We start from the raw sequence: 12,952 nt of genomic DNA on the forward strand, positions 1-12,952 counted from the left end.
CCTGCGCAAAGCCTGACAGGCTGCCGGCGCGAATGGCCCGGCGGGTTCCGATATCCCAGGGCGCGTTTCAAAACCTGACATCGTTGCGATAGCGACCGTTCCACCTGATTTGCTGGCGCAGCTAACGACCTCAGATCGAACTGATCTTAGCGGCATACCCACGAGGTATCATGACGGTAGAACATCTAGGCGTGCAGCCCGCAGCAAAGCCGTGGGGCCGTCGTGAACTGAAGCCGTGGAGCCAGTCGGACGGCACGACTGTCATTGGCGAGCTGCGCTATGCGCGCAACGGTCCAGACCGTGACGCTTCGGCACTGCTTCTCAAGTTGCTGTTCACGTCTCAGGCACTGTCGATCCAGGTCCATCCGGATGACGCGGCGGCGCAGGCCGTCGGCATGAGGAACGGCAAGACAGAGGCTTGGTACGTCCTGTCTGCTGAGGACGGCGCCGAAGTGGGGATCGGGTTGAAAACGCCCGTGTCCACGGAGGAGTTGCGCGACGCCATATCCGACGGTTCGATCGGTTGCCTGCTCAACTGGCAAAAAGCCTATGCGGGCGATGCGTTCTTCGTCCCTGCCGGAACCATCCACGCGATCGGTGCGGGGCTCGTCATTGCCGAAATCCAGCAGGCGAGTGACACGACATACCGTCTCTTCGACCATGGAAGCGCGCGTGAACTCCATATCGAACAGGCAGTTTCAGTGGCGCAGCTGGGACAGGCACCGCGCCAGGAACCGATGCGTCATCTGACGAAAGAGAGAACGCTACTCGTCTCCTGCGACTTCTTCGTGCTTGAGCGGGTGACACTTCCTGCAAACACGCTGTGGCAACTCAAGGCCGAAAGCGAATGCTGGCTGCTTCTCCTTGCGGGCAAAGCGTCGATAGGATCGATGGCGCTGAAGCTTGGTGATGCCGCTTTCCTGGAAGCGGATGACGCATCGATACAAGCCGGTGCTGCTCCGATCACAGCTTTGCTCGCCTATGCCGGCAAAGACGCCCGGGAAAACCTGCTGCGGGACGTCGGTCCGCTCCGGGACATGCCGGATCCCAGGAAGACGACCTTTGTTCAACCCTTAGCGGACGTTCCAGCGTTCCCTTCAACGGAGACGCTGTCATGACCCAGACCAGGAAAATTGCTTTCGTCGGCAACTCACTGCCGCGCCGCTGCGGCATCGCGACCTTCACGACGGATCTTGAGCAAGCGGTATCGAAAACGTCAGCAAACGTCGAAACGGCGATTGTCGCCATGACGGATCATGGCCAGGTGTATGACTATCCGCACAGCGTCCATCTGCAGATCGCGGACGACGACCTTGCGAAATATGTCGCAGCCGCGAAATACCTGAACGCTGAGAAATTCGATATCGTCTGCCTCCAGCACGAGTTCGGCATCTTCGGAGGCAATGACGGAAGTCATATCCTGGCGCTGCTGTCACGGCTGACGATGCCTGTCGTAACGACGTTGCATACGGTCCTTGCCGAACCGACACCATCTCAGCGACGGGTCTTCAACAATATCGTCGATATCTCGTCGAAGGTGGTGGTGATGGCCGCGCGGGGGCGCGAGCTGCTGCAGGAAGTCTATGATGTGCCGGCGGAGAAAATCGAGTTCGTCCCGCACGGAATCCCGGAAATCGCCTTCAGCGAGCCGGACGAGGCGAAGACGAAACTCGGTTTTGAGGGGCGATCCGTTATCCTGACGTTCGGCCTGTTGTCACCCAACAAGGGCATCGAGGTCATGATCGACGCGATGCCGGTGATCCTGCAGAGCAGGCCGGACGCAGTCTACGTCGTGCTTGGCGCGACCCACCCGAATCTTGTGCGGACCGAGGGCGAGACGTATCGACAGTCGCTCGTAGCGCGTGCGGAGGATCTCGGCATCGAAGACCATGTGGTCTTCCTCGACCGTTTCGTCGACCTGCCGACCCTCCTCGACTTCATTTCGATGTGCGACGTCTACGCGACGCCTTATCTCAACGAAGCCCAGATGACCTCAGGCACGCTTGCTTACAGTTTCGGGCTCGGCAAAGCCGTTGTATCGACCCCGTACTGGCACGCGAGCGAGCTCCTTGCGGATGGCTCCGGCGTTCTCGTACCGTTCGGCGATTCCGAGGCGATCGGTCAGGAAATCGCAGCATTGCTGACCGACGATGACAGTCGCAACGCGATACGCCGTCGCGCCTATGCCGCCAGTCGCTCGATGACCTGGCAGCGCACGGGCCAGCGATACCTCTCGCTGTTTGAGGCGGTCATCCAGCCAAAAATCCGGCCCGGTGCTGTCCCGCCAGTTGGCCGCAAGCCGTCGGCCCTCGGCTCGCCCGGTGTGCCCGAGCTCCAGTTCGCGTACCTCTTGTCGATGTGTGACGACACCGGACTATTCCAGCATGCCGTCCATTCTGTCCCGGACCGGTCGCATGGTTACTGCGTCGACGACAATGCCAGGGCGCTGCTGCTTTCAGTCACTCTCATGGCCTCCGGCGAAACCCAGTTGCCCGATATCCTGACCACGCGGTTTGCGTCCTTTGTCCAGCATGCGTGGAACCCGGATCAAAAGCACTTTCGCAATTTCATGGGTTTTGACCGGCGATGGCTGGAAGACAAGGGCTCGGAAGACAGCCATGGCCGCACCCTCTGGGCGCTTGGACAATGCGCACTCAACGACACCAGTTCGGCGAGACGCAACTGGGCTGCCGATCTGTTTGCCGAAGCCCTTCCGACAGCAGTCGATTTCACCTCACCTCGCGCCTGGGCATTCACGTTGCTGGGGTTGGACGGATATTGCGCGGCCCGGCGACACGACATCAATGCCCGACGGGTTCGGTCCACTCTTGCAGATCGGCTGATGGCGCTTTTCTCGCGTGTGGCCACACCGGATCGGCCGTGGTTTGAAGAGGGGTTGTCCTATGACAACGCCCGTCTTCCGCAAGCTCTGATCCTTGCGGGTCTGGCCGCTGAGAAGCCAACCCATATCTCCGCTGGCCTGCAGAGCCTGCGCTGGCTGATGACGATGCAGACTGCACGGACAGGGCATTTCCGCCCGGTCGGTTCGGATGGTTTCGGTGATGTCGGCTTGCCGCCGCAGCATTTCGACCAGCAGCCGGTCGAGGCGGCCGCAACCATCTCTGCCTGCCTGACGGCCTGGCATGCCGAGAAACGCCCCGAATGGCAAAGCAATGCGCGGATGGCGTTGGACTGGTTTACGGGTGCCAATGATCTTTCCCTCCCGCTCGTGGATATCGACACCGGAAGTTGTCGCGATGGGCTGCATCGCGCACGCCCCAACGAGAACAGGGGGGCCGAGTCCGTGCTCGCTTACCTCTTAGGCCTCGTCGACTACCGCAGGATCGTGCGAAGCGGCAGTCAATCGGCAACCTCCTCCCAATTGCACGCTCTGAGTGCCTGAACCCGAATTCCGTTCAAATGAAATGAGATCGCTTTGTCAAAAGCCGTTGTTGTCAACCGCCAATCGCTCTTCCTGCGACCCGATTCCTCGCGCGTGGTCGTGCGTCCGTTCAAGCCCGCCACCGAACCCCGGGATCTGAACCTGACGGATAAAACCCGGGCGAACCTTATTGTCGATCGGGTGCTGGCGCTGGAACCGCAGGCCGCCGATCTTCTTCTTGCGGACGTGCTCGAGAATTTTGAGGGCCGCCACCGTAACCTCCTGGCGACGTTCGAAGCACGCGCGAAGGAGATGGAAGAAGCCTTTGCGCCGCACACGGTTTTCAGCCCGACGCAGCGACAACTGATCGGGGCCTACTTCCTCAACGAATATTCGTTTGAAGCCTCGGCACTGTTCAACCCCAGTATCGTCGCTCACCCGGACCAATCGGGCGTGCCGGAGGGTAGCCGCCGGTTTGTCTTGAGCCTGCGCGCCGTCGGCGAGGGGCATGTCTCCTCGTTGACGTTCCGCACGGGACTGATCGCGCCCGATGGCGGCGTGGAGATAGAACCGACTGCACGGCTTGCATCCACCCCAACGATCCAAACGCCACTGTCAGGCTCACCGGATGAGAGCGTCGAACTCAGTTTCAGCGCCGACCAGCATATCAGCGAACGCGTCATCTTTCCGGTGACACCAGCTCAGTCGAACGGCATCGAAGATGCACGCTTCGTCGAATTCGAGACGGAGGAGAATGAGGAAAAGACGTTCTATGCGACCTATACCGCTTACAGCGGCAAGGCCATCCGGTCGGAATTGCTCCAGACCAGCGACTTCATATCGTTCAAGATGACGCCGTTGACCGGCACCGCGGCGATGAACAAAGGGATGGCGCTGTTTCCGCGGAAGATTGATGGTCGCTACGCGATGATTGGTCGGCAGGACAACGAAAATCTCTACCTGATCTACTCCGACGACCTGCACGAATGGAACGGCGGCCAAGCGATCCTGCGTCCGAAATTTCCCTGGGAGTTCGTACAGATGGGAAATTGCGGATCCCCCATCGAGCTCGACGAAGGATGGTTGCTTCTCACACACGGTGTGGGCCCGGTCCGTCGGTATGCGATCGGGGCCGCACTTCTCGACAAGAAGGATCCCTCGAAGGTTCTCGCCCGGTCACGCGATCCGCTCGTTCGTCCGGAAAAGTCGGAACGTGAGGGGTACGTCCCGAACGTCGTCTACACATGCGGTGGAATGCGGCACGGCGACCTGATCATATTGCCATACGCAGTCTGCGATACGGTTTCCAACTTCTCGACGATCAGGATTTCGGAGCTGCTGCAGACCCTGGACGGGTGACACGTCCAATGAAAAACGGCGAGGACCAAAGTCCCCGCCGCCGACTGAATTAACGCGACTTCTTGTAAAGCTTTTCTGCGATCTCGAACATTTCTTCCGGCGCGTAATCCGGCGTGAATGCCGAGGGAACGCCGGTCAACTGATGGATCTTGCCACCGTCGGGCATTCCATCGACGACTTCGAGCTCGCCCGGAGGATCGTTCGGAAGAGCGACTTCGCCATTCCCCCAGATGCCCGCCATTTCCTTGTAGTCGTTCGGGCTGAACGTGTAGAGCCGGCGATGCGAACCCTCATCCAGGTATTTCTGGCATTCCGGGATCTTGGACAGCGGAATGTTCGGTGTCGGCAGGAACTTTTCGATTTCGACGCCGGTGATTTTCTTCAGCGCCAATGCGTAGGCATGGGCGTGAACCGAACCGCGCACGAGAAGATAGCCGCAGACTTCGCGACCGGTCGGGTCCGTCAGCGTTTCGTAGACGCGCAGCTTGTGCAGTCGGGCACCGCATTCCAGATGGAAATTGTGCAAGAGATCGACGACGACATTGCCCGTGCTGGTGATGAAATCGTTATTCCACGATACGCCGTTGCTGTTGATCGGAGCGGCTCCACCGCCACCGGACAGAAAAGCCGCGGCCAACCGCATATCCTTCATATCCTCGAAGGGTGCGCCCGAAATATCGCCGCCGTCGCCTTCGTCGCCCCCTGGAATGTCCGGGCCGTTGTTGAGCATTCCAACGCCATTGCTGACAAGCTCGACATGGCCAAGTTCTTCTGCAGTGATACTGGCAACAAGGCTGTAGAACGGCTTCAGTTTTTCCTTGGACCGAAAGTTGAAGCTCTGAAACATGTAGTTTCCAAGCGTCGACATTTCTCCATATTTCCCGCCCAGCAATTCCTGGAGTGCTGCGGCAGCATTGGGGTCAGCACGTTTCGGTGCCGGCAGGTTTGCCTGCAGCTGATCAACTCGCATGAACATTGAGGTATTCCTTTGGTTGTAGGTCTCGTCCCAACCACCGGGCAAGATGCTTGTTCCCCGGAAATATTACTCATGCTCAGAATTAACCGTCGAAGGTGATTATGTTGCTTTTGTTCCAATATTTCGTGTTGTCCGACGATTTTGACGGAACTTGAATGAGGCGAAACTGTTAACGGCGCACTCACGCGTCTGTGAGGCGCTTTAAGGATCACCATCATGGTAACACCAGTCACAACCCATCTACCGCACGAAACCACTCATGGCGTCTCAGTCAATGCGACGTCGGCACTGAACAAAGTATCCTGGGGAGCAATCTTTGCAGGCGTCGTCATCGCGCTTGCAGTGCAGTTCCTGCTCAATCTTCTCGGCGTCGGTCTTGGTGCCGCGGTGCTTGATCCGGTCACCTCCGACAACCCGACTGCCAGCACCTTCTCAATCGCCGGCGGCATCTGGTTTGTCATCGCCGGGATCATTGCGGCCTTCGTCGGCGGCTACGTCTCGAGCCGCCTGTCCGGCCGCCCGAGCAACTCGACGGGCGGTTACCATGGTCTGACGACCTGGGCTGTTACAACGCTCGTGGTCCTCTACATGCTGACAACCTCGATCGGCGCACTCGTCGGCGGCGCATTCAGCGGCCTGTCGAGCGTCATCGGTGGCGTTGGCAAGACGGCAGCAACGGCTGCGTCGACCGCAGCGCCTGCAATTGCCAATTCCGCCAACCCGATGGCCGGTATCGAGCAGCAGATCCGCAGCACAACCGGTAACGATCCGCAGGCTCTCCAGAACGCTGCAGTTGCAGCCGTTCAGGCAGCCGTAACCGGCGACCAGGCAAAGGCAGAAGATGCCCGCAACCGTGCCGCTGAAGCAATCGCTCGCTCGCAGAACATCCCGGTCGAACAGGCTCGCCAGCAGGTTCAGCAGTATGAGGCAACATACCGCGAGAACGTCGAAGCTGCAAAGCAGCAGGCACTTGAAGCCGCAGAAGCCACGGCAACTGCCGTATCTGCTGGTGCAATCCTTGGCTTCATCGCCCTGGCACTCGGTGCAATCGCCGGCTGGGTCGGTGGCAGCTTCGGGACGAAGAAGAACGTGGTCGTGACGGAGACCGTCGGTCGCCGCACGGTCTGATCTGACAAGCAAAACAACGAGCCCGCGCCAACGGTAGATGCCGATGGCGCGGGTTTTTTCATGCGAACAATGTCTGCTTGAAGTCGTGGCGCAGATCGGCCTCGCCAGCGCATCTGATGGTAACGAGTGCAGAAGGCTTGGTCCTCACTGCAGAATCGAGATCTCCTCACCATCGATACGCAGAACTGTCAGTTTTCCGGAATAGACTGCTCCGGTATCGATCCCGATGCGACCGATCCCATAATCAGGATCTTCCTGCGGCGTATGCCCGTGGATTACGATGAGATGTGGAAGTTCAGGCCCTTGCTTGAGGAACGCCCCGCGGATCCACATCATATCCTCATCGCGCTGCTCTTCGATCGGTATGGCCGGTGCCACGCCCGCATGAACGAACAGGACTTGGCCGGCCTTGAGGCTGACAGGCAGATCCATAAGAAATGATCGGTGCGTTTCAGGTACCGCCTCCTGCAAGACGTGCATGAGAGACGCGCCGCTACCTTTGCGGCGGAGGCTCAGATGCTGCAGATCCACGCCGTAGGATGCGAGCGTCTTGTCGCCGCCCATTTCCAGCCAGTGCATATACGCTTCGGGACGCTCCAGAAAGCGCAGGAACAGATCGTCGTGGTTGCCGCAAAGCGTCACGCGTTTCAAACCGAGAGCGCTGGGGCTCGATAGATGTTCGAGCACCTGCGCCGATGCGGGTCCCCGATCGACGTAATCGCCGAGGAGAACAACGAGCCCGGGGCGTCCCAATCGCCTCATGTCATCCGCAATGACGGCTTCAGCCCTTTTCAGCAGGTCAAGACAGCCGTGAACATCGCCGATCGCGTAAAGCGGGTAGGGTAACGGTTCGCTTCCAAGGTCGAGCCTTCGCCTGCGCTGCTCGCCAAGTTGCGGTGAGGCGCGCAAGGTCAACCAGCGGATCATCTTTCGCATGCGCCGTAATCCCCGTTCGAAATCCGCCAGGGATTACGGTCGCTTTGAAGGTTCTTGCTTGTCCCGCTCAAGGCAACACCGCCATGTGCCGGATCCCGGGTTCAGATGCTCTTGCCCACACCCGTATAGGCAAAGCCGTGTGCTTCAACTTCCTGAGCGCGATAGACATTGCGCAAGTCGACGAGAACCGGCGTTTTCATGATGGACTTCAGGCGGTCGAGGTCGAGGGCTCGGAACGCATTCCACTCGGTCACGAGCACGGCGACATCGGCACCTTCTGCTGCTTCATAGGGTCCCGCTGCGAACTCGATGTCCATCATCTGCTTGGCATTTGCCATGCCTTCGGGGTCATAGCCGGACACGATCGCGCCGGCATCCTGCAAAGCCTGAACGACGGCAATTGCCGGGCTGTCGCGCATGTCGTCGGTATTCGGTTTGAAGGTAAGGCCGAACAGAGCGACTTTCTTGCCGCGCACATCGCCACCGGCAGCGGCGATCACCTTGCGGCCCATGGCACGCTTGCGGCTGTCGTTGACAGCAATCGTGGTCTCGATCAGACGCACGGGTGCGTCAAAGTCCTGTGCGGTCTTTGCCAGCGCCAGCGTGTCCTTTGGAAAGCAGGATCCGCCATAGCCCGGACCTGCGTGCAGGAATTTCGATCCGATGCGACCGTCGAGGCCGATCCCGCGCGAGACGTCCTGAACGTCGGCTCCGACCTTCTCGCAAAGGTCCGCCATCTCGTTGATGAAGGTAATTTTCATGGCGAGAAAACCATTGGCAGCATATTTGATCAATTCGGATGTGCGGCGTGATGTAAACAGCAGCGGCGACTGGTTTATGAACAGCGGCCGGTAGACCTCGGTCATCACAGCCTTGGCACGGTCATCCGACAGGCCGACAACGATGCGGTCCGGACGTTTAAAGTCATCGATCGCTGCCCCTTCGCGCAGGAATTCCGGGTTGGAGACAACGGCGACATCCGCATCCGGATTGGCTTCCCGGATGATCCGCTCGACTTCGTCGCCGGTGCCGACAGGCACGGTGGACTTCGTCACGACGACGGTAAAGCCCTTGATCGAAGCTGCGATCTCTTTTGCGGCAGCATAGACGTAACCGAGGTCGGCATGACCATCGCCACGACGCGAAGGGGTGCCAACAGCGATGAAGATGACGTCGGCTTCGCTGACAGCCGGCGCAAGCTCGGTCGTGAAGGAAAGACGGCCGGACCTGGCATTGCTTTCGACCAAGGCATCAAGGCCGGGCTCGAAGATCGGGATGACGCCATTCTTCAGGGCATCGATCTTTTCCGCGGCCTTGTCGACGCAGATCACGTCATGGCCGAAATCTGCAAAACACGCTCCGGACACAAGCCCGACATAGCCCGATCCAACCATTACGATACGCATGAAATCTCCTGAGAATTGGGTCGCTTATATTTGCGCAAGTTAAAATGTAGTAGGTCAGGCTAAAGATTGTCGATGTAAATTGATTCCAAGCATTCCTTACATGCCTCCTTATGTTTTCTTGCAAGCAAAAGGCAAAGGGTTTGCTGCGTTATAGTTACCCCCGATGACAAGTTTTTTCTCTTCCGCACGGTGAAGTTCATATTCGCGAAATTGCATTTGCAAATACGAGACATCAGGGTGTAGCGAGAGCCATCAGCATGTCATGGTTTTGGGGCGAGAGCGGTATGCCATTTGCGAGGGCAGCCTTTCGAGTGTTATGTCTCCGCTCCCCGGGAAGACGATCTTGACCGGCATCGAGGACAAGGTCGCAGATCTGCGCAACACGGTCGGCAAAAGCGTAATTGCCGCCCCGCTCGGGATCGATAACCACAAAAAACTGGCCAGTGAATGGCGTCTGCGCACCCTTGTGGCCACTCCAGTCGAACTCACCTGAAAAATAGCCGCCGGTCAGGGCCGCACTGAGGATTTCGATCATCAACGCGATCGAATTGCCTTTATGCCCGCCGAATGGCAGCAGAGCACCGCCGTCAAGAATTGCCTTCGGGTCGGTTGTCGGTTCTCCGTTGCGGTCGACACCCATGCCGGGCTTCAGGTCATGCCCGGCGCGTGCCGCGATCTGCACGTCGCCGTGAGCGATCGCTGAAGACGCCTGATCGAAGACGAATGGAGCAGAGCCCGCGCGCGGCGAGGCGAAGGCAATCGGGTTGGTGCCAAACACCGCCTTGTGGCCACCGTGCGGTACAACACAGGCCATGCTGTTGACGACGCTCAGGGCGACAAGCCCCTCATCCGCAAACGGTTCGACATCCGGCCAAAGCGCGCTGAAGTGATGCGAGCGACGGATAGCAAGGACCGCAACGCCGTTGGCTTTGACTTTTTCGATCAGGTGGGACCGCGCGGCGAAGAACGCCGGCTGGGTAAATCCGCCCTTGGCATCGACGCGGAGAAAGGCCGGGGCGACGTCCTCCACCTCCGGCACGGCTTTGCCATCGACCCAGCCGCTCTTCAGAGAGGATACATATCCCGGCATGCGGAAAATCCCGTGACTCAAAGAGCCATCCCGCTCACAGCCGGCACAGTTTTCGGCAAGGATCTGGGCATTTGGCTCAGATACGCCGTTGCGAACGAAAATCGTCTTCAGCAAAGCGACCAGATCGTCAAAGCCGATATGGATGGCAGCACTTTCTGTCATGTTCTCTCCTGCGTAGCCGTTCCGCTCGGTATCTAGATGTCGCTTCAGTTCGGCGCGAGAATAGCCGCAGACGCCGCGCTTTCAATCCCGGTGATGAGAAGTTCCGCGACGGACCACTATAAATCGGAGCCCCTTAGAAGGACGATAGATATTTCCTATCAAGCCATGCTGTTCTGCCGCTTGATCAAATCGTCCCCGCGACAAATAGATGCAGCATGGATACAGGATTTATCGGTAAAAAATCGTCGGCCGCAGGCGGCTGGGGCGCATTGAAAAGCTGCGGCAAGCAGCTGCTGAACAGCGGCTCTCCGCTGTCCGGTGCAAGGGCAATGCTGAAGGCCAATCAGCCTGACGGTTTCGACTGTCCCGGCTGCGCCTGGGGCGATCCGGAGCATGGCTCCTCGTTCGAATTTTGCGAGAACGGCGTGAAGGCCGTCTCGTGGGAGGCGACCGAAAAACGCGCAACACCGGCATTCTTTGCTGCCCATACCGTTTCCGAGCTGCGCCGTCAGTCCGACTATGAGCTTGAGCTCAACGGTCGTCTCACCCATCCGATGCGTTACGACGCGGCAAGCGATCGCTACCTCCCGGTCACATGGCAGGACGCGTTCGCCGAGATCGGCGACATTCTCAAGGGATTCGACAGCCCAGACCGCGCTGAATTCTACACGTCCGGCCGCGCCAGCAACGAAGCGGCATTCCTCTACCAGCTGTTCGTGCGCGCCTACGGCACCAATAATTTCCCCGACTGTTCCAACATGTGCCATGAGGCGAGCGGCGTGGCTCTTCGCCAGTCGATCGGCGTCGGCAAGGGAACGGTCCTGCTCGAGGATTTCGAGAAGGCCGACGCGATCTTCGTGATTGGCCAGAACCCGGGTACCAACCATCCGCGCATGCTGGGCGACCTGCGGCGCGCGGCGGTCCGCGGTGCCCAGATCGTCGTCTTCAACCCGGTCAAGGAGCGCGGTCTGGAGCGGTTCTCGGACCCGCAGGACAAGCTGCAGATGCTGCGTGGCGGCGCGACCGATATCGCCAGCGACTATCTTCAGCCCCAACTGGGCGGCGATATGGCCGCCGTGCGCGGGATGTCGAAAGCGGTTCTGGCCGCGGAAGCAGCAGCTGTTGCAGCCGGCCGTCCGTCCGTGCTCGATCACGCGTTTATCGCCGAACACTGCGAAGGCTTCGACGCCTATCTGGCCGCGGTCGAGGCAACCAGCTGGGATGAGATCATCTCGCAGTCTGGCCTGACCCGCGAAGCGATCGAACGCGCTGCAGACGTCTACATGCAGGCAGAGCGCGTCATCTGCACCTGGGCCATGGGTATCACCCAGCATCTGCACTCGGTCGCGACCATTCGCGAAATCTCGAACTTCATGTTCCTGCGCGGCAATGTCGGCAAGCCGGGAGCCGGACTGTGCCCTGTGCGCGGTCATTCCAATGTTCAGGGCGACCGGACGGTCGGTATCAACGAAAAGCCTCCGGCTGCCTTCCTCGACGCGCTCGAGAAAGAATTCGGGTTCGCGGTGCCGCGCGCCAATGGTCATAACGTGATCGCCGCAATCGGCGCGATGCTGGATGGTTCCGCACAGGCGTTCATCGGGCTCGGCGGCAATTTTGCCCGTGCCACGCCCGATAGCGCACTGGTCGAGCAGGCGCTTCGCAAGCTCAAACTCACCGTGCATGTCGCGACCAAGCCCAACCATTCGCATCTGATGCCGGGCGATGTCTCATTCATCCTGCCCTGCCTTGGCCGCACCGAGATCGATCTTAACTCTGCCGGCAATTCGCAGCTCGTCAGCGTCGAGGATTCGATGAGCATGGTGCATGGCTCGGCCGGCATCAACAGGCCTGCCTCGCCGCATCTTCTCTCGGAAGTGGCGATCGTTGCCGGCATGGCCGCGTCCACCGTCGGCTCAGACATGATCAACTGGGCGGCTCTGGCCGACGATTACGACCTGATCCGCAAGCATATCGAGGCGACCATTCCGGGCTTTGAGGATTTCAACGCGCGTCTGCGCAAGCCGCGCGGCTTCCACCTGCGCAACACGGCTGCCCATCGCGAGTGGGTCACCCCGACGGGTAAGGCATCCTTCTCCGATATCGCCCTGCCGTCCGAGACCGTCAATCAGGCCGCCCTCAAGCGGCACGATCACTTTGCGCTGCAGACGTTCCGCTCGCATGACCAGTACAACACGACGGTCTACGGTCTCGACGATCGCTATCGTGGCGTTTACGGCGAAAGACAGGTCATCTTCATGCACCCCGAGGACGTGAAGGCGCTGTCCGCAAAGGCTGGGGAACGCGTCGACGTCGTCTGCGAGTACACTGACGGCATCGCCCGCGTTGCATCTGATTTCCGCCTTGTTCCCTACGACATTCCGCGGGGCAGCATCGCCGGCTATTATCCCGAACTGAATGTTCTCGTGCCGATCGGAAGCGCGGGCGAAGAGAGCGATACGCCCACATCCAAATCGGTGATGGTCTCCGTTCGCCGTCGCGAGGCGGCGTGACGG

General features: G+C 59.5%; 9 protein-coding genes. 5 read left to right on the top strand and 4 right to left on the bottom strand.

All coding sequences use genetic code 11. From position 1 onward, the window contains the following. Window positions 1-170 precede the first annotated feature (170 nt). Genes ASG19_RS14775 through ASG19_RS14785 form a run of 3 tightly spaced genes read left to right on the top strand, consistent with a single transcriptional unit; the run spans window position 171 to window position 4,741 of the window. On the top strand, window positions 171-1,118 hold the full coding sequence (locus tag ASG19_RS14775; RefSeq protein WP_200933908.1) for a class I mannose-6-phosphate isomerase: 948 nt from the start codon (window positions 171-173) through the stop codon (window positions 1,116-1,118). Further along, window positions 1,115-3,403 (top strand): glycosyltransferase, encoded by a 2,289-nt coding sequence (locus ASG19_RS14780; protein WP_062458784.1) that lies wholly within the window; start codon window positions 1,115-1,117, stop codon window positions 3,401-3,403. Before ASG19_RS14775 ends, ASG19_RS14780 begins: the two co-directional genes overlap by 4 nt. Window positions 3,404-3,436: 33 nt before the next feature. Further along, window positions 3,437-4,741 carry a glycoside hydrolase family 130 protein gene (locus ASG19_RS14785; protein ID WP_062458788.1) on the top strand — a complete coding sequence of 435 codons (1,305 nt, stop codon included), beginning with the start codon at window positions 3,437-3,439 and terminating at the stop codon, window positions 4,739-4,741. 49 nt (window positions 4,742-4,790) lie between these two features. Here ASG19_RS14785 and ASG19_RS14790 read toward each other — a convergent pair whose 3' ends face one another. Then, on the bottom strand, window positions 4,791-5,717 hold the full coding sequence (locus ASG19_RS14790; protein ID WP_062458791.1) for a manganese catalase family protein: 927 nt from the start codon (window positions 5,715-5,717) through the stop codon (window positions 4,791-4,793). 216 nt (window positions 5,718-5,933) lie between these two features. Between ASG19_RS14790 and ASG19_RS14795 the strand changes: the two genes are divergently transcribed. Then, on the top strand, window positions 5,934-6,845 hold the full coding sequence (locus ASG19_RS14795) for a hypothetical protein (protein ID WP_062458801.1): 912 nt from the start codon (window positions 5,934-5,936) through the stop codon (window positions 6,843-6,845). A 144-nt stretch (window positions 6,846-6,989) separates the two neighbouring features. Here the strand turns inward: ASG19_RS14795 and ASG19_RS14800 are convergent, their stop codons facing one another. The 3 genes from ASG19_RS14800 to ASG19_RS14810 form a co-directional block, all read right to left on the bottom strand. Beyond that, the gene (locus ASG19_RS14800) at window positions 6,990-7,781 is read right to left on the bottom strand and encodes a metallophosphoesterase family protein (RefSeq protein ID WP_062458804.1); all 792 of its coding nucleotides are present in this window, start codon (window positions 7,779-7,781) and stop codon (window positions 6,990-6,992) included. 101 nt (window positions 7,782-7,882) lie between these two features. Beyond that, window positions 7,883-9,187 carry a UDP-glucose/GDP-mannose dehydrogenase family protein gene (locus tag ASG19_RS14805; protein ID WP_062458806.1) on the bottom strand — a complete coding sequence of 435 codons (1,305 nt, stop codon included), beginning with the start codon at window positions 9,185-9,187 and terminating at the stop codon, window positions 7,883-7,885. A 232-nt stretch (window positions 9,188-9,419) separates the two neighbouring features. After that, window positions 9,420-10,439, bottom strand: a complete 1,020-nt coding sequence (locus ASG19_RS14810) for an Ldh family oxidoreductase (protein WP_062458809.1) — start codon at window positions 10,437-10,439, stop codon at window positions 9,420-9,422. A gap of 215 nt (window positions 10,440-10,654) precedes the next feature. On the opposite strand from ASG19_RS14810, the gene ASG19_RS14815 reads away from it, so the two are divergent. Further along, window positions 10,655-12,949, top strand: coding sequence for an FdhF/YdeP family oxidoreductase (locus ASG19_RS14815; protein WP_062458812.1), 2,295 nt, complete (start codon window positions 10,655-10,657; stop codon window positions 12,947-12,949). Window positions 12,950-12,952: the final 3 nt, after the last annotated feature.

It is taken from the genome of Rhizobium sp. Leaf306, assembly GCF_001423425.1.
Lineage (GTDB): Bacteria > Pseudomonadota > Alphaproteobacteria > Rhizobiales > Rhizobiaceae > Neorhizobium > Neorhizobium soli.